Genomic DNA, 25,785 nt, shown 5'->3' on the forward strand with positions numbered 1-25,785 from the left:
CCGCGCGGCCCCCGCGATCCCTGTGCGTTCGCCTCGGTCCGATTTGACCTGACGGTCTCTCGTGGGCCAGTCAGGTTCGGAACCGAGAGATCGCCATGTTCCGTACCCTGATGTCTGCGCGGCGCTTCGCGCCGCTGTTCTGGTGCCAGTTCTTCTCGGCGTTCAACGACAATTTCCTGAAGAACGCACTCGCCTTCCTGATCTTGTTCGGGATCGGCGGCCAGGCGGACGCCCATGCCGGCGTCCTCGTGACGCTCGCGAGCGCCGTGTTCATCGGGCCGTTCTTCATCCTGTCGGGTCTCGGCGGCCAGTGGGCCGACCGCTACGACAAGGCGCTGATGGCGCGGCGGCTCAAGTTCGCCGAGATCTTCGCGGCCGGCACCGCCGTGCTCGGCTTCCTCCTGCACTCGATCCCGGTTTTGTTCGTGGCGCTCGGCCTGTTCGGGACGATCGCGGCACTGTTCGGCCCGATCAAGTACGGGATCCTGCCGGACCACCTCCGGCGCGAGGAGCTCCCCGCCGGCAACGCCCTCGTGGAGGCGGCGACCTTCCTGGCGATCCTGCTCGGCACGATCGCGGCCGGCGCGGCCTCGGCGATGGGCGGCTCGGGACTCGTGTTCGGCGTGCTGGTGATGGGCTTCGCCGTCCTGTGCTGGCTCTCGGCCCGGATGATCCCGGCGACCGGCGAGGGGGCCCCGGACCTGCGCGTCGACCCGAACATCGCCCGCTCGACCTACGCGCTGCTGCGCGACCTCTGGGCCGACACGCGGCTGTGGCGCGGCTCGCTCACGGTGAGCTGGTTCTGGCTGGTCGGCGTGGTGGTGCTGTCGCTGCTGCCGGTGCTGGTGCGCGGCGCCTTCAACGGCACCGAGACGGTGATCACGCTGCTGCTGGCTTTGTTCTCGATCGGCATCGCGGTCGGCTCCGGCCTCGCCTCGTGGCTCGCCAGCGGCCGGATCGTGCTGCTGCCGACGCCCGTCGGCGCGGTGCTGATGGGCCTGTTCGGCCTCGACCTCGCCTGGACGGTCGGCCACCTGCCGGCGCCGCCCGCGGAGCCGATCGGCCCCCTCGGCTTCCTGCAGACCGGCCACGGCCTGCGCACCGGGATCGACTTCCTCGGTCTCGCGATCTCCGGCGGCCTCTACATCGTCCCGTCCTTCGCGGCCGTGCAGGCCTGGGCCGAGAAGGCGATGCGCGCCCGGATCATCGGCGCGGTCAACGTCATGACGGCGGCCTTCATGGTCGCCGGCACCCTGGCGCTCGCGGCGCTGCAGGGCGCGGGCCTCACGATCGCGAGCCTCCTCGCGGTGGTGGCGGTGCTGAACCTGATCGTCGGCGCGCTCGTGTTCGCGACCCTGCCGACGAGCCCGTTCCGCGACTTCCTGTCGATCCTGTTCCGGGCCTTCTACCGGCTGGAGGTCCGCGGCTTCGACAACCTCGCGGCGGCCGGCCCGAACGCCATCATCGCCCTCAACCACGTCTCGTTCCTCGACGCGCCGCTCGCGCTGTCGCTCCTCGAGCAGGAGCCGGTCTTCGCCATCGACAGCGGGATCGCGCAGCGCTGGTGGGTGCGCCCGTTCCTGCGCATCACCAAGGCGATGCCGCTCGACCCGACCCGGCCGCTCGCCACCCGGACGCTGATCAACGCGGTCAAGAGCGGCGAGACCCTGATCATCTTCCCCGAGGGCCGGCTCACGGTCACCGGCAGCCTGATGAAGGTCTACGACGGCGCCGGTCTGATCGCCGACAAGTCGGGCGCGATGGTCGTCCCGGTGAAGCTCGACGGCCTGGAGCGCACCGTCTTCTCGCGCCTGTCGCGCGGCCAGGTGCGCCGCCGCTGGTGGCCCAAGGTGACCGTGACGGTGATGCCGCCGGTGCGGCTGACCGTGGACCCCGCGCTCAAGGGCAAGGCGCGGCGGCAGGCGGCGGGCGCCGCCCTCTACGGGATCATGTCGGACCTCGTGTTCCGCACCGCCGACATCGACCGCGGCCTGATGGCGGCGCTGATCGAGGCGGGCGAGCGCCACGGCTGGGGCCGCAACGCCCTGGAGGATCCGGTCGGCGGCCGCCTCACCTACAGCCGGCTCGTGATGGGCGCCAACATCCTCGGCCGCAAGCTGATGCCGCTGGCGCCCGTGGGCGGCCGGATCGGCGTCATGCTGCCGAACGCCAACGGCGCCGCGGTGACGCTGTTCGCCCTCGCCTCCGCGGGCCGGGTGCCGGCGATGATCAACTTTTCGGCCGGCCCCGCCAACGTGCTCTCGGCCTGCCGGGCCGCGGAGGTCAGCAGGATCCTGACCTCCCGGGCCTTCATCGAGAAGGGGCGGCTGGGCCCGCTCGTCGAGGCGATCCGCGGCTCGGTCGAGCTGATCTACCTGGAGGACGTGCGGGCCGGCATCACGACGGGGGACAAGATCCGCGGCCTCCTGGCGCCGCGCCGCCCCCTGGTGGCGCGCGCCGGCGAGGATCCGGGAGCGGTGCTGTTCACCTCGGGCAGCGAGGGCACGCCGAAGGGCGTGGTGCTCGCCAACCGCTGCATGCTCGCCAACGTGGCGCAGGTGGCGGCCCGGATCGATTTCGGCCCGATGGACAAGGTGTTCAACGTCCTGCCGGTGTTCCACGCCTTCGGGCTCACGGCCGGGCTGGTCCTGCCCCTGGTCTCGGGGGTGCCGGTCTACCTCTACCCGTCGCCGCTGCACTACCGGATCGTGCCGGAGCTGATCTACGGCTCGAACAGCACCGTCCTGTTCGGGACCGACACGTTCCTCACGGGCTACGCCCGGTCGGCCCATTCCTACGACCTGCGCTCCCTGCGTTACGTCGTGGCCGGCGCCGAGGCCGTGAAGGAGACCACCCGGAAGACCTGGGCGGAGAAGTTCGGGCTGCGCATCCTGGAGGGCTACGGTGTCACCGAGTGCGGCCCGGTCGTCGCCCTCAACACGCCGATGTTCAACCGGTTCGGCACGGTTGGGCGGATCCTGCCCGGCATCGAGACCCGCCTCGAGCCGGTGCCGGGAATCGACGAGGGCGGCCGCCTGTCCCTGCGCGGGCCGAACATCATGCTGGGCTACCTGCGCGCCGAGAAGCCCGGCGTGCTGGAGCCGCCGCCGGGCGGCTGGCACGACACCGGCGACATCGTGGCGATCGACCCGATGGGCTTCGTCACCATCAAGGGTCGGGCCAAGCGCTTCGCGAAGATCGCGGGCGAGATGGTGTCGCTCGCCGGCATCGAGTCCCTGGCCGCCGAGCTCTGGCCCGAACGTCCGAGCGCCGTCGCGGCGGTGCCGGACGCGCGCAAGGGCGAGCGGCTGATCCTGTTCACGCAGGAGAAGGGGGCGACCCGGGCCGCCTACCAGAGCTTCGCCAAGGGCCGCGGCGCCTCCGACGTCGCGATCCCCGCCGAGGTGGTGGTGCTGGACGCGATCCCGATGCTCGGCACCGGCAAGGTCGACCAAGTGGCCGTCACGAAGCTCGCGCTGGAGCGGGCGAAGGAGAACGCGGCGGCCTGACGGTCGCGGCCGGGCCTCCCGCGTCACCCAAACGGGGGATGCGGGGCTCCCCGGGATCCGCTCGTATCGTGAATACAGCCGTGATTCGAACCGCTTGACGCGTTCGGGGCGCGGGTCTGAGGGGGACTCGGTACGCAACGGCGAGGGACAGATCATGCGGAAGGGCACGCGAGTTCCGGCTTGGCTGGCGAGGCGGACCTACTTCAAGCGGATCGAGCGCTGGGCGAAGCCCGGCAAGGTGCGCAAGGCGGCGCAGCCCCCTGAGACAGTGGCCGCCGCGATGCCCTCCAACGTCGTGCCGTTCCCGATCCGGATGAATCGGCCGGATCGCCCCGCCTTCGAGGACCTGCGGGGCGTCGGCACGGCCTGAAGCCGCGTCCGATCGAGTTGCAACGGTTTGGAGAGACGGCGATCCCGATCGAGACCCGCGCCACTCTCCCTCTCCCGTGCGGGAGAGGGCTGGGGTGAGGGACAAGACGCTTCGAGATCGCGCGCGCCACTGCGGCTCGGGCAGGGTGTGGCTCATCCGGACGGACCTGATCCCTCACCCTGTCCCTCTCCCGCACGGGACAGGGGGACCCGCGCCTCGTGTGGCACGGGTTCGGCCAAGGCCTCCGTCCCGATCCGATCGAGAACGGCGCGAGAGGCCGGCCTCGGCCGGGCCGACGCCCGCCGCCGGGGACGCCGGCCGGACCGGGGGCTTGCCGGGCGCGCGGGAACACGGGATCCTGCGCCGTCGGAGCCGAGACCGGGAGGATGCGTGCCGCACGACGGGTCGGATCCGCGCGCGTCGGCGCCTCCCCGGAAGCGGGCGAGGGGCCTGCGCGCGGCGCTCGGGGCGACGGCGCTCGGTCTCGGCCTCCTGGGGGCCGGCACCGCCGCGCTCTGGCGCTACGCCGACGCGCTGCCGCCCCTCGACCTGGCCGCGGCCGAATCACGCTCGACGGTGGTGCTGGACCGGTCCGGCACGCTGCTGCGCCCCTTCGCGACCGCGGACGGGCGCTGGCGCCTGCCGGTCACCGCGGAGGCGGTCGATCCGCGCTACCGGGCGATGCTGCTCGCCTACGAGGATCGCCGCTTCGCCGCGCATCCCGGCATCGACCCGGCCGCGGTGCTGCGCGCCGCCGGCCAGTGGCTGACGCGCGGCCGCATCGTGTCCGGCGCCTCCACCCTGTCGATGCAGGTGGCGCGCCTCGTCGAGCCGCGGCGCGAGCGGTCGCTCGAGGCCAAGCTCCGCCAGATGGTGCGGGCGGTCGCGCTGGAGCGGCGCCTCGGCAAGGCCGGGCTGCTCGACCTCTACCTGGCACTCGCCCCCTATGGCGGCCCGCTGGAAGGCGTGCGTGCGGCGAGCGTCGCGTATTTCGGGCGCGAGCCGGTCCGGCTGACCGCCGCGCAGGCGGCCCTGCTCGTCGCCCTGCCGCAATCGCCCGAGACCCGCCGCCCGGACCGGTTCCCCGAGCGCGCCCGCGCCGCCCGCGACCGGGTCCTGTCGGTGGCCGTCGCGCGGGGCATCCTCACGGCGGCGGAGGCCGAGGCCGCCCGGGCCGAGCCGGTGCCGACGGCGCGCAAGCCGTTCCCGATGCTCGCGGCGCACGCCGCCGAGGAGGCGGTGGCGGCCGATCCCGGTGCCGCCACGATCCGCCTCGCGATCGACGGGCGCCTGCAGGAGCGGCTGGAAACCCTGGCGGCCGAGCGCGCCGCCGCCGCCGGCCCGGACCTCTCGGCCGCGATCCTCGTCCTCGACAACCGCGACGGCCGGGTGCTCGCCCAGGTCGGCAGCGCCGGCTACCTGGACCCTGCCCGGCGCGGCGCCATCGACATGACCCTGGCAGTGCGCTCGCCCGGCTCCGCGCTGAAGCCCTTCGTCTACGCCATGGCCTTCGCGGACGGTCTCGCGCATCCCGAGACCCTGCTGGAGGATCGCCCGGCGCGCTTCTCGGCGAGCTACGCGCCGGAGAATTTCGACCTGACCTTCCAGGGCACGGTCACGGCCCGGCGGGCCCTGCAGCTCTCGCTGAACGTGCCGGCGGTCGAGCTGATGGACGCGGTCGGTCCCGCCCGCTTCATCGCCCGGCTGCGCGCCGCCGGGGCCGGGATCCAGCTCCCGCGGGAAGCGGCCCCGGGGCTGCCGGTCGCGCTGGGCGGCCTCGGCATCACGGTCACCGACCTCGCCCGGCTCTACGCGGGGCTCGCCCGCGGCGGCGCGGTTCCGGACCTGCTGCGCCGCGCCGACGGGATCGCGGCCGAATCCCGGCACCGCGTCGCCGAGCCCGTGGCGGCCTGGTACGTCGCCGACATCCTGCGCGGGACACCGCCGCCGGAGAACGCCCTGCCGAACCGCATCGCCTACAAGACCGGCACCTCCTATGGCTACCGCGACGCCTGGGCCGCCGGCTTCGACCGCCACGCGACGATCGTCGTCTGGGCCGGGCGCCCGGACGGCGCCGCGGTGCCGGGGCTCGTGGGCCGCACCGTCGCGGCGCCGATCCTGTTCGACGCCTTCGCGCGCCTCGGGATCGAGCCCGAGCCGGTGCCCCAGCCGCGGGACGCGCTGGTGGTCGGAACGGCGAGCCTGCCGCCGCCGCTGCGGTACCTGCGGCGCGAGGCGGCCGAGGCAACGGGACCGGCGCTGCGGATCGCCTATCCGCCGGACGGGGCGCGGATCGATCTCGGCCTCGCGGCGGACCGGCACGGCGCCGCGGAGGGCGGCCCGGGCCTCGCCCTCAAGGCCCTGGGCGGCGTGCCGCCGCTCACCTGGCTGGTCGACGGTCAGCCGGTCGTGCAGACGCCGCGGCGGAAGGCCGAGTGGGCCCCGGGGGGCGCGGGCTTCGCGCGGATCTCGGTCCTGGACGCGACCGGCGCCAGCGACAGCGTGTCCGTCCGCCTCGAGTGAGCCGACGGCGGGGTTCCTCGGGTCAGCGACCGAGGCCGCGCTGAGCGCCGGCCGGGCCGCGCGACTCGCAGGATTCCAGCGCCGCGGCGAGGCGCGCCGCGCTGGCCGCGGACCCGTAAGACAGGTTGAGGACAGTGGAGAGGATCCCGACGCTCACGAGCACGCCGAGGGCGGCCGCGCCGAGCAGAACGGCGGTGATCAGCCGGTTGCGCCGCAGGTCCGCCGTCAGCGCCTGGATCAGGTCCCGGTTGTGTTCGGCGAGACCGTTCCGCGCCGCCACCAGCTCGTTGTACATGTTCGTGATGGCGTTGGTGGACATGTACACCAGCAGCAGGTGGACGACGAAGTCGTCGTCCGTCGTGGTGTTGAGGGCGGCCGCGATCCGCACGGCGAGCTGACGCTCCCAGGGCTGGAGATCGCGGCCGTGGACCGACCGGTAGAACCGCTCGAGGTTGGTCACGGCCGGAGGGCATCCCGCCACGCCGTGTGGAAGTTGCGCCGCAGGCGGCGGCCCTCGACCCGCAGGCGCATCGGCGCGCTGTTCGCCAAGGCCTGCCAGGTCGTGTTCTGGACCCGCAGGGCCTCGATCAGCCGCTCGCCGATCCGCTCGATCTCGATGACGCGAAAGTTCGACTGCTTCCGCAGGGCTCGCACGAGGTCGGACGATTCGAGATAGTCGAAATTGGTCGCCTGGGCGGTGTTCTTCGCCAGGATCGCCCGGTCGCACTCGATCAGCATGGGCCGGAGCTCGCGCAGGACCTCCAGGGCAGTGGGATCGACCGCGCCGGCCGCGACGACCACGGCGAGGCGGATATTCGCCTCCCGGCAGCTCTCCACGATGATCTCGGTGCAGCGGCGGGTCGTCTCGGTGTCGCCGGCCGGGAAGTCGACCACGACGAGGCGCTCGGCCGCCTCGGTCACGCGCTCGATCAGGTCCTGGCACAGGGTCGGGTCGACGCGGCCCGTGCTGTCCTCGGCGCGCAGGCGCTGCCGGATGGCGGTGATGCCGGGACGGCGCGGGACGAAGTTGTCGCTGCCGGGCGTGGTCTCCTGCATGAGCGCCGTGTGGAAGTGCCGGTTGGCCGGGTCGGTGTCGATCGCCAGGACCGGACCGACCTCCGCGCAGAGATCCGCCACCTGGAGGGCGATGGTCGTCTTGCCGACACCGCCCTTGCCGCCGAGGCAGAGCACGAGAACCTTCGCGGCGGCGCCCAGGAGATCGCGCTGGATGTCCTGGATCTCGTCCGGGCTGTACCAGGCCGGAACCTTGCTCTGCGTCGTGTCGGTCATGCGGTGTCTCCTTGCTGATACGCGCGGGGTGGCCGCCGGACGCGCGCGCTCCGCGCGCGGCACCGGGCTGCGGGATCTCGGGGGGTCACGGGCTCGGGCCGGGCCGCACGGCCCGCGCGGAATGCCGGTCGCGTCACGCGCGGGATCCGGTCGTGCACGGGTCGGCAGAGGCGCGGCCGCCCCGAGCTCGAGACCCGAATGCGGACGGCCGACGCTCGGGTCCCGCGATGACATCCGTCGCCACGATCTGCACTCCGTTGCTGGATCCGCTTCGCCGACGGCTCCGGCCGCAAGTCTTCCCCGCCGCGGTCGAGGTTCACGCACGATCATGCGCGGACCTGCGGAGGACTCAAGCCTCGAAAAATCGGATCTCTTTTCGACGAATGCTCTAGAATGAGATCGTTAATGAAGATTTATATTTATAAAAACTGCAGTAATGAGCGAGTTACGACCACAAAATCTGGATCAATATACAACATCCCGGACATCGCCCGCAATTCGATCGATTCGGCCGGCCGGAATCCGCGCGGGTCATCTGGGCCGCGGGCCTTGCCCGGCCCTGTCCGGCGGTGACCCGGACGTCACCGCGCCGCGGCGAGGGGCGCGAACACGTCGGTGAGGCCGTTCACCAGGATCTGGGTCCCGACGCACAGGAGCAGGAAGGCGAAGAGGCGGCCCATCACCCGGGCGCGGGCCGGGCCGATGAAGGCGACGACCCGGTCGGCGGAGGCGTAGAGAACCGCGACCGTGGCGGCGACCGCGAGGGCCGCCAGCGTGACGCCGATGTAGAAGCCGAAGCGCTCCGCGTAGGCCTCCGGCCGGTTGGCCCCCAGGGTGATGGCGACCGCGATCGTCCCCGGCCCGGTGGTGAACGGGAGCGTCAGGGGGAAGAAGGCGATGTCGGCGAGGGGGCCGGGCGCCGGGTCGCCCGGCGGCTCCGCCGGGGCCGGCCCGCGGCCAGCCGACCCGGAGGCCTCGGCCTGCTTGCGCGCCTCCCGGGCCTCGGGCCGGTTCAGCTGGGTCCAGGCCGACGACATGACCACGAGGCCGCCGGCGATGCGCAGCGCGCCCAGGGTGACGCCGAAGAAGTTCAGGATCGGCGTGCCGGCCCAGAGGGCGCCGAGCATCACCAGGGCGGCGTAGACGCCGATCCGGCGCGACAGCAGCACGCGCTCGGCGTGGCTGAAGGCGCCAGCCACCTGCGCGAAGATGAAGGCGCCCCCGACCGGGTTCACGATCGAGAACAGCGCCGACAGGGCGAGCAGGAACTGCTGGGTGGTGAAGTCGAGGCTCATCGGGGTCAGCCCGGGGAGGGGGCCGGCACCAGCACCCGGGCCGGCGCGAGGCGGCGGGCGCGGCGCACCTGCTGGACGGCCACCGGCCGGTAGAGCTGCTTCGTCGCGTCGACCACGTGCAGGCCCGCGAAGGGCAGGGACAGGCCGGTGCCGAGCCACTCCCAGGCGGGCCCGGTGCGCAGCATCAGGCGCGAGCGGGCCGGCGGCATGTACAGGGTCTCGGCCCAGCTCACCGGCGAGAACAGCGTGTCGCGCATGAGCCGCCCGAGCTGCGAGCGGCTGTAGGGCTGGCCGTGGCCGAAGGGCGTCGCCTCCCGGCGGGCCCAGACGCCCCGGCGGTTGGGCACCACGAGGATCATGCGGCCGCCCGGCGTGAGGGTGCGCCAGACCTCCTGCAGCAGCTCCGTCGGGCTCTCCACCGATTCGAGGGCGTGGACCAGGATGACCCGGTCGATGGCGGCCTCCGGCAGGGGCATCATGGTGGGATCGGCGAGCGCCGCGCAGGAGCGCCCGGTGCCCGGCCAGTTCACCACGCCCTGGGAGGCCGGCATGAAGGCGAGGGTGCGCTCGGCGATGCAGTGGACCGGCCCGAGATACGGCGTCGCGTAGCCGATCCCGAGGACGCGCAGCCCCGAGACCGAGCCGAGGAAGTCGTGGAGCGCCCGGCCGACCACGCGGTGCGTCGTGCGGCCCAGAGGGCTGGCGTAGAAGGCCCGCAAGCCGTTGACGTCGAGGCGCATGGAGGGACAGGAGATCGCGGACGGAACGGTCGTCGTACTCAATGGTGAGCCGCGCGCCGCGCGGCAAGCGCCGGAGGAACCTCGCCGGACCATCACCTGTTCACGGCAACAGATTTCGCGCCGCTTCGCGCCCGTTCGCGTTCTTGGGAGACCCCGTCCGATGGCCGCCGAGACCGAGATTCGCACCTTCCTCTGCCGCAGCGACAACATCGGCGTGCTGATCCGCGATCCGCAGACCGGCGCCTGCGCGGCGATCGACGTGCCGGAGGCCGGACCGGTCCTCCAGGCCCTCGACGAGACCGGCTGGCGGCTGACCGACATCCTCGTGACCCACCGGCACGGCGACCATGTCGAGGGCATCCCGGAGGTGAAGCGGGCGACCGGCGCCCGGGTGGTCGCCCCCGCCAAGGCGGGCGACGCGGTCCCGCAGGCGGACGTGACCGTGCGGGAGGGCGACACGGTCACGGTCGGCGGCCTCGAGGCGCAGGTCTGGGAGACGCCGGGCCACTGCGCCGACCACGTGACCTACTGGTTCGCGGGGGCCGGCCTCGTCTGCGCCGGCGACACCCTGTTCACCCTCGGCTGCGGGCGCGTGATGGAGAGCCCGCCCGAGACCCTCTACCGCTCCCTGCGGCGCTTCGACGACCTGCCCGACGCGACGCGAGTCTTCAGCGGCCACGACTACGTACTCTCCAACGCCCGCTTCGCCCTGGCGGCCGATCCGGACAACCCGGATCTGAGGAAGCGCCTCGCCGAGGCCGAGCGCGCCCGGGCGGAGGGGCGGTTCCTCATCCCCTCGACCATGGGTGCGGAGCGGGCGACCAACCCGTTCCTGCGCAGCGGGCAGCCGGCCCTGGCGCGATCCGTCGACCTTCCGCCGGAAAGCGATCCCGAGGCGGTGTTCGTCGCCTTGCGGGCGTGGAAGAACCGCTTCTGACGCAGGTGATAACGAGAAAAATTTGTTGCCTTCTCAAGGCAAACTGACACATAGGGGTGTTTAAGCGGTCCTAATCCGCTCAGGTAACCGGGCTCCCGGGGGGAAGCCGTAACGTCAACGCGAAGCGCCGGGACGCTTCAGCCGGTATGATGGGGGTCCGTCTCGCCCTACCACCTGTCCACTTCCCGCCTTCCGCTTCCTTTCCTCAAGCCAGAGTCCGACGGGTCCAAGGAGGAGGCGCTCAGCGCCAAGGCCAAGATCACCGTCGCCGACGCCGAATCCGGCACACTCCGCGAGAGCGGTGAGGCGGCCAGTCCCGCCCGCCCGCGGGCGCCGGTCGCGGCCGACGTGCGGCTCCTCGGGATCGCCACCGAGCACCTCTCGCGGCTCGGGCCCAAGCGCGTGACGGTCGTGGCCGTCGCCGCCGAGGCCGGCATGACGCACGCGAACGTGTACCGCTACTTCCCGTCGAAGGACGCGCTCCTCGACGCGGTGGCGGGCCGCTGGCTGCGCGAGGTCGAAGCCCGGCTCGCCGGCATCGCCGACGCGCCCGATCCCGCCGACGACAAGATCGAGCGCCTCCTGACCGCCCTCGCGACGGTCCAGCGGGACGCTTTGTTCGACGAGCCGAACCTGTTCGCGGTCCATCTCGACGCCACCGTCTCGGCCCGGCCGATCGCCCGGCGGCACCGCGTGCGGCTGCGCAGCCTCGTCGAGCGCGTGGTCGAGGAGGGCATCACCTCCGGGATCTTCTCGGCCCGGGACCGGGAGCGGGCGATCGCCTACATCTTCGACGCGAGCTACCGCTTCACGCATCCGCTGGCGATCCAGCACGATGCCGAGGTGCCGCGCGACCTGATCGAGGCCCGGTTCGGGGCCGTCATCCACGCGATCCAGCGGGTTCTGCGCTCCGGCATCCTCTGATCCGACGCGCTCCCACAGGCTCTCTCGAAGGCCCGGACACACCGTCCGGGCCTTCGTCGTTCGTGCGGCCTCCCGCGCCGCACGCCGCCCGCCGCGACCCGAAATGACAGGATTCCAGATCTGTCATCGCGGCTTCGCGGCCGTCCCGCGCCAGGGTGCACTGCACCTAAAACACTCGCGACGTTGACGTTTCGGAGAGGCCATCGGGGCGCTCGGGGGTGATCCGACGCCCCGGACGCGCCGCCCGCGCGGCCCTCATCGGGTTGAAGCCACGGTGCTTTTCGGCCACACAGCCGCGCAGATTTCAGAGTGGCGAATCCGGCCTCGGACCCTGACGGACGAGCGGCTCCGGCCTCGCGCAACGCATCACCGAAGTCGAACGCACGGAGACACATCCGACATGGCTCGCAACAAGATCGCGCTCATCGGCGCCGGCCAGATCGGCGGCACCCTTGCCCTTCTGGCCGGCCTCAAGGACCTCGGGGACGTGGTGCTGTTCGACATCGTCGACGGCGTGCCGCAGGGCAAGGCGCTGGACATCGCCGAGGCCGCCCCGGTCGAGGGCTTCGACGCGACCTACGCGGGTGCCAGCGACTACGCCGCCATCAAGGGCGCCGACGTGGTGATCGTGACCGCCGGCGTGCCGCGCAAGCCCGGCATGAGCCGCGACGACCTGATCGGCATCAACCTCAAGGTCATGCAGGCCGTCGGCGAGGGCATCAAGACCCACGCGCCGGACGCCTTCGTGATCTGCATCACCAACCCGCTCGACGCCATGGTGTGGGCGCTGCAGAAGTTCTCGGGCGTCCCGACCAACAAGATCGTCGGCATGGCCGGCGTGCTCGATTCGGCGCGCTTCCGCCACTTCCTCGCCGAGGAGTTCAAGGTGTCGGTGGAGGACGTCACGGCCTTCGTGCTCGGCGGCCACGGCGACGACATGGTGCCGCTGACCCGCTACTCGACGGTGGCGGGCGTGCCGCTGACCGACCTCGTCAAGCTCGGCTGGACCACCCAGGAGAAGCTCGACGCCATGGTCGACCGCACCCGCAAGGGCGGCGGCGAGATCGTCAACCTGCTCAAGACCGGCTCGGCCTTCTACGCGCCCGCCGCCTCCGCCATTGCCATGGCCGAGAGCTACCTGCGCGACAAGAAGCGGGTCCTGCCCTGCGCGGCCTACCTCGACGGCCAGTACGGCGTGACGGGCATGTTCATCGGCGTGCCGATCGTGATCGGCGCCAACGGCGTGGAGCGCGTGCTCGAGGTGACCTTCGACGCGGCCGAGAAGACCATGTTCGACAAGTCGGTCGCCTCGGTGACGGGACTCATCGAGGCCTGCAAGGGCGTCGACAGCAGCCTCGCCTGACCGGTAAGCGGATACCGGGCAGCGCGTAGCGGTCGGAGATTCGAATCTCGATCACGCGATTTCTCTACGCGTCGCCCGCTGCCACCTATTCGCTCCTCCTTACGAGGCTCCGATGAATATCCACGAATATCAGGCCAAGGCCGTGCTGAAGGAGTTCGGCCTGCCCGTCTCCCGCGGCGTGGCCATCTTCAACCCGTCGGAGGCCGAGGCCGCCGCCAAGGAGCTCGGCGGCCCCGTCTGGGTCGTGAAGAGCCAGATCCACGCGGGCGGCCGCGGCAAGGGCACCTTCAAGGGCGCGCCCGAGGGCGCTAAGGGCGGCGTGCGCGTCACCAAGTCGATCGACGAGGTGAAGCAGTTCGCCGGCGAGATGCTCGGTCAGACGCTGGTGACGATCCAGACCGGCCCGGCCGGCAAGCAGGTCAACCGCCTCTACATCGAGGAGGGCGCCCAGATCGCCGAGGAGTTCTACCTCTCGATGCTGGTCGACCGCGCCACGGGCGGCGTCGCCTTCGTGGTCTCCACCGAGGGTGGCATGGACATCGAGGCGGTCGCCCACGACACGCCCGAGAAAATCCACACGATCGCGGTCGACCCGGCCACCGGCGTGATGCCCCACCACGGCCGCGCCGTCGCCAAGGCGCTCGGCCTGTCCGGCGCCCAGGCCAAGGAAGCGGCCGCGCTGACCGAGAAGCTCTACGCGGCCTTCGTGGCCAAGGACATGAGCCTCCTGGAGATCAACCCGCTGGTGCTGACCGCCGACGGGCACCTCAAGTGCCTCGACGCCAAGATGGCCTTCGATTCGAACGCCCTCTACCGGCACGCGGACATCATGGCGCTCCGCGACGAGACCGAGGAGGACGCCAAGGAGATCGAGGCGTCCAAGTACGACCTCGCCTACATCGCGCTCGACGGCACGATCGGCTGCATGGTCAACGGCGCCGGCCTCGCCATGGCGACGCTCGACATCATCAAGCTCTACGGCGAGGAGCCGGCGAACTTCCTCGACGTCGGCGGCGGCGCCTCGGAGGAGAAGGTCACGGCGGCGTTCAAGATCATCACCGCCGACCCGAACGTGAAGGGGATCCTCGTCAACATCTTCGGCGGGATCATGAAGTGCGATGTGATCGCCAACGGCGTGATCGCGGCCGTGAAGGCGGTGGGCCTGCAGGTGCCGCTGGTGGTGCGCCTCGAGGGCACCAACGTCGAGCAGGGCAAGGCCATCATCCGCAATTCCGGCCTCAACGTCATCCCGGCGGACGACCTCGACGACGCCGCCCAGAAGATCGTCGCCGCCGTGAAGGGAGCCTGATCATGTCGGTGATGATCGACGCCAACACCAAGGTCATCTGCCAGGGCTTCACCGGCAAGAACGGGACCTTCCACTCCGAGCAGGCCATCGCGTACGGCACCAAGATGGTCGGCGGCACGAGCCCCGGTAAGGGCGGCTCCAGCCATCTCGGCCTGCCGGTCTTCGACACGGTCGCGGAGGCCCGCGAGGCCACCGGCGCCGAGGCCTCGGTGGTCTACGTGCCGCCGCCCGGCGCCGCCGACGCGATCTGCGAGGCGATCAGCGCCGAGGTGCCGCTGATCGTCTGCATCACGGAGGGCATCCCGGTGCTCGACATGGTGCGGGTGAAGCGGGCGCTCGAGGGCTCGAAGTCGCGCCTCGTCGGACCGAATTGCCCCGGCATCGTCACCGCCGGCGAGTCGAAGATCGGCATCATGCCGGCCAACATCTTCCGGCCGGGCTCGGTCGGCATCGTGTCCCGCTCGGGCACGCTGACCTACGAAGCGGTGTTCCAGACCTCCAATGCCGGCCTCGGCCAGACCACGGCGGTCGGCATCGGCGGCGACCCGGTGAAGGGCACCGAGTTCATCGACGTGCTGGAGCTGTTCCTCGCCGACCCGAAGACCGAGTCGATCGTGATGATCGGCGAGATCGGCGGCTCGGCCGAGGAGGAGGCGGCGCAGTTCCTCAAGGACGAGGCCAAGCGCGGGCGCAAGAAGCCGATGGTCGGCTTCATCGCCGGCCGCACGGCGCCTCCGGGCCGCCGCATGGGCCATGCCGGCGCGATCATCTCGGGCGGCAAGGGCGGCGCCGAGGACAAGATCGCTGCCATGGAGGCCGCGGGCATCCGCGTGTCGCCGTCGCCGGCCCGGCTCGGCTCGACGCTCGTCGAGGTGCTGAAGGGCTGAGCATCGTCCCGAAAGGCGGCCTCTGGCTTTCGGACACGATGATGCCCATCGAAGGTTCGAGCATCGGACCGGCTCCGGTCTCCGGTGCGGTGCTCGAACACCCGGCGCGCCTGCGTTGCGGCCGTCGCAGGGCCGCAACGCCCCGATCGGGCGTGCAGACGATCTCAGCGGGGCGGTCACCCGCCCCGTTTCGGTTCGAGGGCGCTCCGCCGCGCTGACGGGGAGCCCGGAGGGCAGGGGAGCCTGCCCGCGCGATCAGGATGGACGCACCATGGCACGCCAGGACGTGAACGAAGCGCTCCTCGAAACCTCGTTCCTCTACGGCGCCAACGCCGCCTACATCGAGGAATTGCAGGCGGCCTACGCCCGCAACCCGTCCTCGGTGGATCCGGAGTGGCAGACCTTCTTCAAGGGGCTCGGCGAGGACGAGACCCTGGTCGAGAAGAACGCCGCCGGCGCCTCCTGGGAGAAGCCGCACTGGCCAGTGCCGCTCAACGGCGAGCTGGTCTCGGCGCTCGACGGCAACTGGGGCGCCCTGGAGAAGGCGATCGGCGACAAGATCGTCGCGCGGGAAGCCAAGGAGCCCAAGCCCGGCAAGCCGCAGGACAGCGTCACCGCCACCACCGGCGTGTCGGTGGAGCAGGCGACCAAGGATTCGGTGCGGGCGATCATGCTGATCCGCTCCTACCGGATGCGCGGCCACCTGCACGCCAAGCTGGACCCGCTGGGGCTCGCGCCGCGGGGCGACCACGAGGAGCTGCACCCGCAGCATTACGGCTTCACCGAGGAGGCCGACTGGGACCGTCCGATCTTCCTCGACAACGTCCTCGGCCTGCAGTTCGGCACGGTCCGCGAGATCGTCGGCATCCTGGAGCGGACCTACTGCCAGACGCTCGGAGTCGAGTTCATGCACATCTCGGATCCCGCCGAGAAGGCGTGGATCCAGGAGCGCATCGAGGGCAAGGACAAGGAGATCTCCTTCACCCCCGAGGGGCGCCGGGCGATCCTCAACAAGCTGATCGAGGCCGAGGGCTTCGAGAAATTCCTCGACCTCAAGTACACCGGCACCAAGCGCTTCGGCCTCGACGGCAGCGAGGCGATGATCCCGGCGCTGGAGCAGATCATCAAGCGCGGCGGCGCGCTGGGCGTGCGCGAGATCGTGCTCGGCATGGCCCATCGCGGCCGGCTCAACGTGCTCACCAACGTGATGGCCAAGCCCTTCCGGGCGGTGTTCCACGAGTTCAAGGGCGGCTCGGCCTCCCCGGCCGAGGTCGAGGGCTCGGGCGACGTGAAGTACCACCTGGGCGCGTCCTCGGACCGCGCCTTCGACGGCAACAACGTCCACCTGTCGCTCACCGCCAACCCGTCCCACCTCGAGATCGTCGACCCGGTGGTGCTCGGCAAGGTCCGCGCCAAGCAGGACCAGTGGGCCAAGCCCAACATCGAGCGCCGCACGGTGCTGCCGCTCCTGATCCACGGCGACGCCGCCTTCGCGGGCCAGGGCGTGGTGGCGGAGTGCTTCGGCCTGTCGGGCCTGAAGGGCCACCGCACCGGCGGCTCGGTCCACTTCATCATCAACAACCAGATCGGCTTCACGACCGATCCGCGCTTCTCGCGCTCCTCGCCCTACCCGTCCGACGTCGCCAAGATGGTCGAGGCGCCGATCTTCCACTGCAACGGCGACGATCCGGAAGCCGTCACCTTCGCCGCCAAGGTTGCGGTCGAGTACCGGCAGAAGTTCGGCAAGCCGGTCGTGATCGACATGCTGTGCTACCGCCGCTTCGGCCACAACGAGGGCGACGAGCCGGCCTTCACCCAGCCGAAGATGTACCAGCGGATCCGCAAGCATCCCTCGGTGCTGGAGAGCTACGGCCGCAAGCTCGTCGAGAACGGCTCGGTGACCCAGGAGGCGCTCGACGCCCGCAAGGCCGAGTTCCGCGGGATGCTCGACAGCGAGCTCGACGTCGCCAACAACTACAAGGCGAACAAGGCCGACTGGCTCGACGGCCGCTGGTCCGGCGTGAAGGCCGTGCACGAGGACGTGGACGACCCGCGCCGCGGCCGCACCGCCGTGCCGGCCGGGACCCTGCAGGAGATCGGGCGCAGAATCACGCAGGCGCCGCCCGGCTTCCACCTGCACCGCACGATCCAGCGCTTCATGGACAACCGCGCCAAGGCGGTGGAGACGGGGGTCGGCATCGACTGGGCGACCGCCGAGGCCCTGGCCTTCGGGGCGACGCTCCTCGACGGCAACCGGGTCCGCCTGTCGGGTCAGGACGTGGAGCGCGGCACCTTCTCGCAGCGCCACGCGGTGGTGATCGACCAAGAGAACGAGCAGCGCTTCACGCCGCTCAACGCCATCCGCGAGGGGCAGGCCGCGATCGAGATCATCAACTCGATGCTCTCCGAGGAAGCGGTGCTCGGCTTCGAGTACGGCTACTCGCTCGCCGAGCCGAACGCCCTGGTCCTCTGGGAGGCCCAGTTCGGCGACTTCGCCAACGGCGCCCAAGTGGTGATCGACCAGTTCATCGCGTCCGGCGAGCGCAAGTGGCTGCGCATGTCGGGCCTCGTGCTGCTGCTGCCGCACGGCTACGAGGGCCAGGGGCCCGAGCACTCCTCGGCCCGCCTGGAGCGCTACCTCCAGGCCTGCGCCGAGGACAACATGCAGGTCGCCAACGTCACGACGCCGGCGAACTACTTCCACATCCTGCGCCGGCAGCTGAAGCGCGACTTCCGCAAGCCGCTGGTGCTGATGACGCCGAAGTCGCTGCTGCGCCACAAGCGCGCCGTGTCGAACCTCGACGCGCTGGCCGAGGGCTCGACCTTCCACCGCGTCCTCTGGGACGACGCCGAGGAGGAGGGCGCGCAGAACAAGCTCGTGCGCGACGACAAGATCCGCCGCGTCGTGCTGTGCTCCGGCAAGGTCTACTACGACCTGCTGGAGGAGCGGGAGAAGCGCGGCCTCAACGACATCTACCTGATGCGCGTCGAGCAGCTCTACCCGTTCCCCCTGAAGGCGCTGGCCAACGAGATGGCCCGGTTCCGCAACGCCGACGTGATCTGGTGCCAGGAGGAACCCAAGAACATGGGCGCCTGGTCCTTCGTCGAGCCCTACCTCGAGTGGGTGCTCGGCCAAGCCGGCTCCGCGGTGAAGCGCGCCCGCTACGTCGGCCGTCCGGCCTCCGCCTCCACGGCGGTCGGCCAGATGTCGAAGCACCAGGCGCAGCTCCAGGCCTTCCTCAACGAGGCCCTGGCGGTCTGATCGTCCGGCCATGGCCTACTTCCTGCTCCGCCTGGAACCGCCCCGCCCGAGCTTCCCGTTCGACGCGACGGAGGCCGAGAAGGCGCTGTTCTCGGCGCATTCCGGCTACTGGATGGAGCAGGCAGCCGCCGGCACCGCCATCGCGGTCGGACCCGTCTTCGAGTCCGGCGGCACCTGGGGCCTGGCCCTGGTCGAGGCCGACGACGCGGCCCGGGCCGAGGCGCTCGGCGAAGCAGATCCCGTCCTGATGGCGCAGGCAGGCTTCCGGTACACCGTCTCGCCCGTTCCATCCCTGATCCTGCGGCGCTGACGTCGCGGCCCGACATCCAGAGGAGGCCCCCCCGCGGGGCAGAAGAGAGCATGGCAACCGACATCCTCGTCCCGACCCTCGGCGAATCCGTGAGCGAGGCCACGATCGGCCGCTGGTTCAAGAAGCCCGGCGACACGGTCGCGGCCGACGAGCCGATCGTCGAGCTCGAGACCGACAAGGTCACCCTGGAGGTGAACGCCCCGGCGGCCGGCGAACTCGGCGAGATCCTGGTCAAGGACGGCGAGACCGTGGAGCCCGGTGCCCTGCTCGGCTCGATCGTCGAGGCCGGAGCCGGCGGCGGCACGGCCAAGAAGGCCGCCCCGAAGGAGACCGCCGAGACCAAGGCCGAGAGCCGGAGCGAGGCCCCGAAGGCCGCCACGCCCGCGAAGGCCGAGGCGCCGGCCCAGGAATCGTCGGCCGGCTACGGCAACCACGGCGATGCCGCCGCCCCGGCGGCCCAGCAGCGCCCAGTCGGCGACAACGGCCCGGCGGTGGCCAAGCTCGCCCGGGAATCGGGTGTCGACCCGTCGTCGGTGAGCGGGTCCGGCAAGGACGGACGCGTCACGAAGGGCGACATGCTCGGCGCCATCGCCAAGGGGCCGGCGCCGTCGGCGCCCGCCAAGGAGGCCCGTCCGACCCTGCCGCGCGCGCCCTCGGCGCCGGACGACGCCGCGCGCGAGGAGCGCGTGCGCATGACGAAGCTGCGCCAGACCATCGCGCGCCGCCTGAAGGACGCGCAGGACACCGCGGCGATGCTGACGACGTTCAACGACGTCGACATGTCGGCCGTGATGGCGATGCGCAGCCAGTACAAGGACATCTTCGAGAAGAAGCACGGCACGAAGCTCGGCTTCATGGGCTTCTTCACCAAGGCGGTGATCGGCGCCCTCAAGGACGTGCCGGCGGTCAACGCCGAGATCGACGGGCAGGACCTCGTCTACAAGAACTACTACCACATCGGCATCGCGGTCGGCACCGATAAGGGTCTCGTCGTGCCGGTGGTGCGCGACGCCGACGACCTGTCGATCGCCGGGATCGAGAAGAAGATCGCCGGCTTCGGCAAGAAGGCCCGCGACGGTAAGCTCTCTATCGAGGAGATGCAGGGCGGCACCTTCACGATCACCAACGGCGGCATCTACGGCTCGCTGATGTCGACGCCGATCCTCAACGCGCCGCAGTCGGGCATCCTCGGCATGCACCGCATCGAGGAGCGCCCGGTGGTCCGCGCCGGCAAGATCGAGGCGCGGCCGATGATGTACCTCGCCCTGTCGTACGACCATCGCATCGTCGACGGTAAGGAGGCCGTGACCTTCCTGGTGCGGGTCAAGGAGGCGCTGGAGGATCCGGCGCGCCTCGTGCTGGACCTCTGAGGCAGCCATGTCGAGCGCTGAGAACAGGGTCGCGATCGTCACGGGCGGCAGCCGCGGCATCGGCCGCGCGGTGGCGCTCCTCCTGGCGGAGCGCGGCTACGCCGTCTGCCTGAGCTACGTGTCGGACGCCGCCGCCGCGCAGGGCGTGGTGGACGCGATCGCGGCCAAGGGCGGACGGGCGCTCGCCGTGAAGGGCGACGTCGGCAACGAGGCCGACGTCATCGCCCTGTTCAAGGCGGCCGACGGCCTCGGCCGCCTCGCGGCGCTCGTCAACAATGCCGGCGTGGTCGACGTGAAGTCGGACGTCGCCGACATGAGCGTCGCCCGCCTCCAGCGCATGATGACCACCAACGTGGTCGGCAGCTTCCTGTGCGCGCGGGAGGCGGTGCGGCGCATGTCGATCAAGCGCGGCGGGGCAGGGGGCGCGATCGTCAACCTGTCCTCGGTGGCGGCGCGCCTCGGCGGCCCCGGCCAGTTCGTGGACTACGCGGCCTCCAAGGGCGCCATCGACTCGCTGACGATCGGACTTTCCCGCGAGGTCGCCGCCGACGGCATCCGCGTCAACGCGGTGGCGCCCGGCATCATCGCCACCGAGATCCACGCCAGCGGCGGCGAGCCCGACCGGGTCGAGCGTCTGGGCCCCGGCGTCCCGATGAAGCGGGCCGGCACCGCCGAGGAGGTGGCCGCACCGATCGTGTGGCTCCTCTCGGACGAGGCCTCCTACACCACGGGCGCCATCCTCGACATCGGCGGCGGCCGCTGAGGCCAAGCCCCACCTGACATTCCCTGCCCGTCTCGCACGCGGCACGACCGAGCGGAAGCGAAGCCTCATGTCCTACGATCTCGTCGTCATCGGCACCGGCCCCGGCGGCTACGTCTGCGCGATCCGCGCGGCGCAGCTCGGCCTGCGGACCGCGGTGGTCGAGAAGCGCGCGACGCACGGCGGCACCTGCCTCAATGTCGGCTGCATCCCGTCCAAGGCCCTGCTCCACGCGTCCGAGGCCTTCGAGGAAGCCAACACGCACTTCGCAGATCTCGGCATCGACGTCGGCACGCCGAAGCTCGACCTCAAGAAGATGATGGCCTTCAAGGCCGAGGGCGTCGCCGGCAACACCAAGGGCGTCGAGTTCCTGCTCAAGAAGAACAAGGTCGACACCTTCCACGGCACCGGCCGGATCGCCGGCGCCGGCCGCGTCGAGGTCATCGCCGAGGACGGCGGCAACCAGATGCTCGAGACGAAAAGCATCGTCATCGCGACCGGCTCGGACGTGGCGCGCCTGCCCGGCGTCACCATCGACGAGAAGGTCGTGGTCTCCTCCACCGGCGCCCTGGAACTCGACCGGGTGCCGAAGAAGCTCCTCGTCATCGGCGCCGGCGTGATCGGGCTGGAGCTGGGTTCCGTCTGGCGCCGGCTCGGCTCCGACGTGACCGTGGTCGAGTATCTCGACCGGGTGCTGCCGGGCATGGACGGCGAGGTCGGCAAGCAGTTCCAGCGGATCCTGACCAAGCAGGGCATCGCCTTCAAGCTGTCCACCAAGGTGACGGGCGTCGAGGTCGGCAAGAAGGGCGGCGCGACGGTCACGGTCGAGCCGGCCGCGGGCGGCGCGGCGGAGACGCTGCAGGCCGACGTGGTCCTCGTCTGCATCGGCCGGACGCCCTACACGGAGGGCCTCGGCCTCGACACGGTCGGCGTCCAGCGGGACGACAAGGGCCGGATCCTCACCGATTCCCACTACGCCACCAACGTCACCGGCATCTACGCCATCGGCGACGTGATCGCCGGCCCGATGCTCGCCCACAAGGCCGAGGACGAGGGTGTGGCGATCGCCGAGATGCTGGCCGGCCAGTCCGGCCACGTGAATTACGGCGTGATCCCGAACGTGGTCTACACGTTCCCGGAGGTCGCCTCGGTCGGCAAGACCGAGGAGGAGCTGAAGAAGGACGGCGTGGCCTACAACGCCGGCAAATTCCCCTTCACGGCCAATGGCCGGGCCAAGGCGAACGGCACCACCGACGGGTTCGTGAAGGTGCTGGCCGACGCCCAGACCGACCGGGTGCTCGGCGTGCACATCGTGGGCGCGGATGCTGGCAACCTGATCGCCGAGGTGGCGGTCGCGATGGAGTTCGGCGCCTCGTCGGAGGACATCGCCCGCACCTGCCACGCGCACCCGACGCTGACCGAGGCCGTGAAGGAAGCCGCGCTGGCGGTCAACAAGCGCGCCATCCACGTCTGACGGGCGAAGGCCCACGGCGGCGCGGATTGATATCTCGGCGGGCTCGACCGCCTGTGAGAAGGCCCCCTCGCCCGCGCGGGAGAGGGGGCCTTCGCGCACCGTCACACGCCGCGCGCCTCGAACCTGAGTGGCCCGCAGAGCGACGAACCGGCGCGGGGTCAGGCGATCTTGCGCCTGGAATTCGGCAGGTCGGCGATCCGCAGCAGCGCGCTCGGCGCGGGCGGCGCCGTCAGGGCGTTCAGCAGATACGGCCGCCGCAGGCCCAGCGCGTTGTGCAGGGCGAGGTCGATGTCGCGGGCGTAGAACGGCATCCGCAGCACGGCGTCGACGCCGAAGTAGCGGCCGGCCTGGGCGACGGGCTCCAGCTCGGACGTGGTCAGCAGGGTGATCCGCGTCGGGAGGCCGAGGGGCTGGATCTGGCAGGCCAGTTCGAGCCCGTCGATGCCGCCGAGCTTCACGTCGATGAAGGCGAAGTCGTAGGCGGCGAGCTTCAGCTGCTTGAGGGCGTGGCGGCCGTCATCCGTCTCGTCGAGCTCGATCGCGAACCCGCTGCGCGCCACGACGCGGCTGATGGCCGACCGCCCAGCCGGAGTCGAGCAGGCGAGCAGGGCCCGGGTCGGTGCGCGACGGCGGGCATCCGCGTGGAGCAGCGGCTCGATATGGCTCGGGTCGAGGGGCGTCTTCAGGACTTCGTAGGCGCCGAGGCTCGTGGCGATCTCCTGCCACTGCGGCAGCACGCGGGTCGCTACCAGAACGAGGCAGGGGGGCTCCGCACCCGCCCGGCGCGCGACGGCGACGGCTTCGGGGCCGCTGAGATCGTCGAGCTGCATTCCCACGAAGGCCAGGGTGGGACGGTGGCGGAGGAGGATGTCGCAGAGCGCCTGACCCGAGGTCGCCTCATCGATCACCGCGCTGGGATCGAACCGCAGGACGATCTCTCTCAGGGAGACGCGGCGGCCCGGATCGCAATCCGCGATCACGACACGTGCCGGCGCCCTCCCATCCTGAAGATCCATGACGCCCGCCCAACCCCATCCCGTTCGTTGCCCATATTGGCTGAAGATCGTGACGAAGCTCTTAAAGAGCGGGATTCTGCACTGGGCGGACGGGAAGACGCGCCTATAGGCGATGATGAACGCTCTCGAAGTCGAAGTTTTTAGCAATCTTGCTCAATGGCTGGCCCGCGGATGGGCGGCCGCGTAGGCACTCATGAGGCGGGCGGCGTCGACCTGTGTGTAGAGCTGCGTCGTGGAGAGCGAGGCGTGGCCCAGGAGTTCCTGGATCGCCCGGAGTTCGCCCTGGCGCGCCAGCAGATGGGTTGCGAAGGAATGCCGCAGGGCGTGCGGTGTGGCGCTCTCGGGCAGGCCCAGGGCGCCGCGGGCGCGCGCGACCGTGTACTGGATGATGCGCGGCGAGAGCGGGCCGCCCCGGGCACCGAGAAACAGCGGCCCCTCCGGCGGCAGCGGCAGGGGACAGGCGGCGACGTAGTCGGCCACGGCCTGCGCCACGACGGGCAGGATCGGCACCATGCGCTGCTTGCCGCCTTTGCCGAGCACGGTGACCTGATCGACGCCGGGCAGGGGTGCGTCACGGCGGGTCAGGCCCAGGGCCTCGGAGATGCGCAGCCCCGCGCCGTAGAGCAGCGCCAGCACGGCGGCGTCCCGGGCGAGGACCCAGGGCTCTCGCTCCTCGCCGGCGCGGATCGCGGTATCGGTCAGCGCCACCGCGGCGGAGACGGGCAGGGGACGGGGCAGCCGCCGCGGGACCTTGGGCGAGCGCACGCCGCCCAGGGCCGAGACGGTGCCGAAGCCCTCCCGCTCGAGGAAGCGCGCGAAGGAGCGCAGACCCGCCAGCATGCGCATCAGCGAGCGCCCGGAGACCTCGTCGGCCCTGCGCGCGGCCATGAAGCCGCGGATGTCCCGCACCTTGAGCCCGATCAGCATCGGGATCGTCGGCGTCCCCTGGCGGGACGCGAGGTGGTGGAGGAACTGACGGAGGTCGCGCCCGTACGCCTCGACGGTGTTGGACGACATCCGCCGCTCTCGCGCCAGCGCCTCGATCCAGGCGAGGACCGCGTCGCGGAGGCGGGCGTCCCCCGGAAATAGCAGCCGGTCGTCCTGGGTCTCGCGGGTGCTCGCATGCGTGCTCATGGCGACACTCGACCGGATCCTCCTTGCCGGGAGCTTAATGCCGCCCGCGGTCCGCCGCCGGGGCCGGGCTCGTCCCGCGCGGCGCTCCGTGCCAAGCTGACGCGATGACCCTCCTCGCCTACGCGGCCGCCGCCCTCGCCGAGATCGCCGGCTGCTTCGCGTTCTGGGCCTGGCTGCGGCTCGGGCGGTCGGCCTGGTGGGCGCTGCCGGGCCTCGCCTCGCTGGCGGCCTTCGCGGCCCTCCTGACCCTCGTGGACAGCCCCGCGGCGGGGCGCGCCTTCGCGGCCTACGGCGGCGTCTACGTCGCGGCCTCGGTCCTGTGGCTGTGGCTCGCGGAGGGCCAGCGGCCCGACCGCTGGGACCTCGCGGGCAGCGCGGTCTGCCTCGCCGGAACGGCGCTGATCCTCCTCGGTCGCCGAGGGTGAGCTCGACCCGGCACCGTGCCGGGCCGGCCACGGCCGACCGCGTCCGCGATCGGAACCTTGGTGAAACCAAGCGTTCACGATACGTACGGCAGCCTCGGGCCGTTCACCGAGCCGTGGAGCCCCATGACCAGCGCCGTCCGCATTCTCGGGATCGATCCCGGGCTCCGCCGCACCGGCTGGGGCCTGATCACCGCGCAGGGCACGAAGCTCACCTACGGCGATTGCGGGATCGTGACCTCCGACGGGGAGCTTCCGCTGGCCCTGCGCCTGCGGGAGCTGTTCGAGGGGATCGGCCGCGTCGTCGAGGCCGTGCGGCCCGACGAGGTCGCCGTGGAGGAGACCTTCGTCAACAAGGACGCCCAGGCGACGCTCAAGCTGGGCCACGCGCGGGCGATGGCGCTGCTCGTGCCGGCCCTCGCCGGGCTGCCGGTGTTCGAGTACGCCCCCAACCTCATCAAGAAGACCGTCGCGGGCTCCGGCCACGCCGAGAAGGTGCAGATCCAGGCGATGGTCCGCTTCCTCCTGCCGAAGGCCGAGTTCCGCGTCGCGGACGCCGCCGACGCGCTGGCCATCGCGATCACCCATGCCAGTCACCGGGACGCCCACGCGCTGCGGCGGGCGCATCTTCCGGGCGGCAAGCGCCGCTCGCTCACCGGTCAGGCGGCCGCGGGACAGGGGCTCGAGGGGAAGGGCTTCTCGGCCGCCGCGGCCGCGCGCATCGAGGCCGCGCTGGCGAAACAAGGCTGACGGGATCAGGAAGAACTTGGTGGGGGAAGTAGGACTCGAACCTACGAAGCTTACGCAGCGGATTTACAGTCCGCCCCCTTTGCCGCTCGGGACATTCCCCCAAGGCGGGCATCGCCCGCGGCGCCCTTATGGTGAGGGGT

21 protein-coding genes and 1 tRNA gene are annotated in these 25,785 nt (G+C 71.2%); 15 read left to right on the plus strand and 7 right to left on the minus strand.

The window, feature by feature from the left end; genetic code table 11:
* Positions 1–95: 95 nt before the first annotated feature.
* From ACLBYE_RS03795 to pbpC, 3 genes are all read left to right on the plus strand, one after another.
* Positions 96–3,509, plus strand: a complete 3,414-nt coding sequence (locus tag ACLBYE_RS03795) for an acyl-[ACP]--phospholipid O-acyltransferase (RefSeq protein WP_447693099.1) — start codon at positions 96–98, stop codon at positions 3,507–3,509.
* Between the two features lie 154 nt (positions 3,510–3,663).
* A complete protein-coding gene (locus tag ACLBYE_RS03800; RefSeq protein ID WP_447693100.1) occupies positions 3,664–3,879 on the plus strand; it encodes a hypothetical protein in 216 nt (71 codons plus the stop codon).
* Positions 3,880–4,269: 390 nt separating this feature from the next.
* Positions 4,270–6,402 (plus strand): penicillin-binding protein 1C, encoded by a 2,133-nt coding sequence (gene pbpC / locus ACLBYE_RS03805; RefSeq protein ID WP_447693101.1) that lies wholly within the window; start codon positions 4,270–4,272, stop codon positions 6,400–6,402.
* A 22-nt stretch (positions 6,403–6,424) separates the two neighbouring features.
* Here the strand turns inward: pbpC and ACLBYE_RS03810 are convergent, their stop codons facing one another.
* The 4 genes from ACLBYE_RS03810 to ACLBYE_RS03825 form a co-directional block, all read right to left on the minus strand.
* Positions 6,425–6,862 (minus strand): hypothetical protein, encoded by a 438-nt coding sequence (locus ACLBYE_RS03810; RefSeq protein WP_447693102.1) that lies wholly within the window; start codon positions 6,860–6,862, stop codon positions 6,425–6,427.
* Positions 6,859–7,692, minus strand: coding sequence for a nucleotide-binding protein (locus ACLBYE_RS03815; protein WP_447693103.1), 834 nt, complete (start codon positions 7,690–7,692; stop codon positions 6,859–6,861). The genes ACLBYE_RS03810 and ACLBYE_RS03815 overlap by 4 nt, the downstream gene beginning before the upstream one ends.
* Before the next feature lie 581 nt (positions 7,693–8,273).
* Complete coding sequence (locus ACLBYE_RS03820) at positions 8,274–8,987, minus strand: MarC family protein (RefSeq protein WP_447693104.1); 714 nt, start codon at positions 8,985–8,987, stop codon at positions 8,274–8,276.
* Between the two features lie 5 nt (positions 8,988–8,992).
* On the minus strand, positions 8,993–9,727 hold the full coding sequence (locus ACLBYE_RS03825) for a class I SAM-dependent methyltransferase (protein WP_042671901.1): 735 nt from the start codon (positions 9,725–9,727) through the stop codon (positions 8,993–8,995).
* A gap of 160 nt (positions 9,728–9,887) precedes the next feature.
* Between ACLBYE_RS03825 and gloB the strand changes: the two genes are divergently transcribed.
* The 10 genes from gloB (at position 9,888) to lpdA (ending at position 22,323) form a co-directional block, all read left to right on the plus strand.
* Entirely contained in the window at positions 9,888–10,664 is a 777-nt protein-coding gene (gene gloB / locus ACLBYE_RS03830) for a hydroxyacylglutathione hydrolase (RefSeq protein WP_447693105.1), read from the plus strand.
* A gap of 348 nt (positions 10,665–11,012) precedes the next feature.
* Positions 11,013–11,588: a TetR family transcriptional regulator gene (locus tag ACLBYE_RS03835; RefSeq protein ID WP_012317921.1), complete on the plus strand. Its 576-nt coding sequence runs from the start codon at positions 11,013–11,015 to the stop codon at positions 11,586–11,588.
* A gap of 400 nt (positions 11,589–11,988) precedes the next feature.
* Positions 11,989–12,951 carry a malate dehydrogenase gene (gene mdh / locus ACLBYE_RS03840; RefSeq protein ID WP_020093725.1) on the plus strand — a complete coding sequence of 321 codons (963 nt, stop codon included), beginning with the start codon at positions 11,989–11,991 and terminating at the stop codon, positions 12,949–12,951.
* Positions 12,952–13,063: 112 nt separating this feature from the next.
* Complete coding sequence (gene sucC / locus ACLBYE_RS03845) at positions 13,064–14,260, plus strand: ADP-forming succinate--CoA ligase subunit beta (RefSeq protein WP_020093726.1); 1,197 nt, start codon at positions 13,064–13,066, stop codon at positions 14,258–14,260.
* A 2-nt stretch (positions 14,261–14,262) separates the two neighbouring features.
* Positions 14,263–15,147, plus strand: coding sequence for a succinate--CoA ligase subunit alpha (gene sucD / locus ACLBYE_RS03850; protein ID WP_447693106.1), 885 nt, complete (start codon positions 14,263–14,265; stop codon positions 15,145–15,147).
* Positions 15,148–15,418: 271 nt separating this feature from the next.
* Complete coding sequence (locus tag ACLBYE_RS03855; protein ID WP_447693107.1) at positions 15,419–18,409, plus strand: 2-oxoglutarate dehydrogenase E1 component; 2,991 nt, start codon at positions 15,419–15,421, stop codon at positions 18,407–18,409.
* Between the two features lie 10 nt (positions 18,410–18,419).
* A complete protein-coding gene (locus ACLBYE_RS03860) occupies positions 18,420–18,719 on the plus strand; it encodes a YciI family protein (RefSeq protein WP_042671905.1) in 300 nt (99 codons plus the stop codon).
* A gap of 50 nt (positions 18,720–18,769) precedes the next feature.
* Complete coding sequence (gene odhB / locus ACLBYE_RS03865; protein ID WP_447693108.1) at positions 18,770–20,089, plus strand: 2-oxoglutarate dehydrogenase complex dihydrolipoyllysine-residue succinyltransferase; 1,320 nt, start codon at positions 18,770–18,772, stop codon at positions 20,087–20,089.
* Positions 20,090–20,096: 7 nt separating this feature from the next.
* The gene (locus tag ACLBYE_RS03870; protein WP_020093730.1) at positions 20,097–20,852 is read left to right on the plus strand and encodes an SDR family oxidoreductase; all 756 of its coding nucleotides are present in this window, start codon (positions 20,097–20,099) and stop codon (positions 20,850–20,852) included.
* A 67-nt stretch (positions 20,853–20,919) separates the two neighbouring features.
* The gene (gene lpdA / locus ACLBYE_RS03875; protein ID WP_447693109.1) at positions 20,920–22,323 is read left to right on the plus strand and encodes a dihydrolipoyl dehydrogenase; all 1,404 of its coding nucleotides are present in this window, start codon (positions 20,920–20,922) and stop codon (positions 22,321–22,323) included.
* Between the two features lie 158 nt (positions 22,324–22,481).
* Here the strand turns inward: lpdA and ACLBYE_RS03880 are convergent, their stop codons facing one another.
* Together ACLBYE_RS03880 and ACLBYE_RS03885 are read right to left on the minus strand one after the other, a co-directional pair.
* A complete protein-coding gene (locus tag ACLBYE_RS03880) occupies positions 22,482–23,303 on the minus strand; it encodes a response regulator (RefSeq protein WP_447693110.1) in 822 nt (273 codons plus the stop codon).
* 189 nt (positions 23,304–23,492) lie between these two features.
* Positions 23,493–24,473, minus strand: a complete 981-nt coding sequence (locus tag ACLBYE_RS03885) for a tyrosine recombinase XerC (RefSeq protein ID WP_447693111.1) — start codon at positions 24,471–24,473, stop codon at positions 23,493–23,495.
* 104 nt (positions 24,474–24,577) lie between these two features.
* Between ACLBYE_RS03885 and ACLBYE_RS03890 the strand changes: the two genes are divergently transcribed.
* Both ACLBYE_RS03890 and ruvC read left to right on the plus strand, forming a co-directional pair.
* The gene (locus tag ACLBYE_RS03890; protein WP_020093734.1) at positions 24,578–24,898 is read left to right on the plus strand and encodes a YnfA family protein; all 321 of its coding nucleotides are present in this window, start codon (positions 24,578–24,580) and stop codon (positions 24,896–24,898) included.
* 123 nt (positions 24,899–25,021) lie between these two features.
* Positions 25,022–25,645: a crossover junction endodeoxyribonuclease RuvC gene (gene ruvC / locus ACLBYE_RS03895; protein WP_447693112.1), complete on the plus strand. Its 624-nt coding sequence runs from the start codon at positions 25,022–25,024 to the stop codon at positions 25,643–25,645.
* Positions 25,646–25,662: 17 nt separating this feature from the next.
* Here the strand turns inward: ruvC and ACLBYE_RS03900 are convergent.
* Positions 25,663–25,746, minus strand: a tRNA-Tyr gene (locus tag ACLBYE_RS03900).
* Between the last annotated feature and the right edge of the window lie 39 nt (positions 25,747–25,785).

This window comes from Methylobacterium sp. A52T (genome assembly GCF_053346095.1).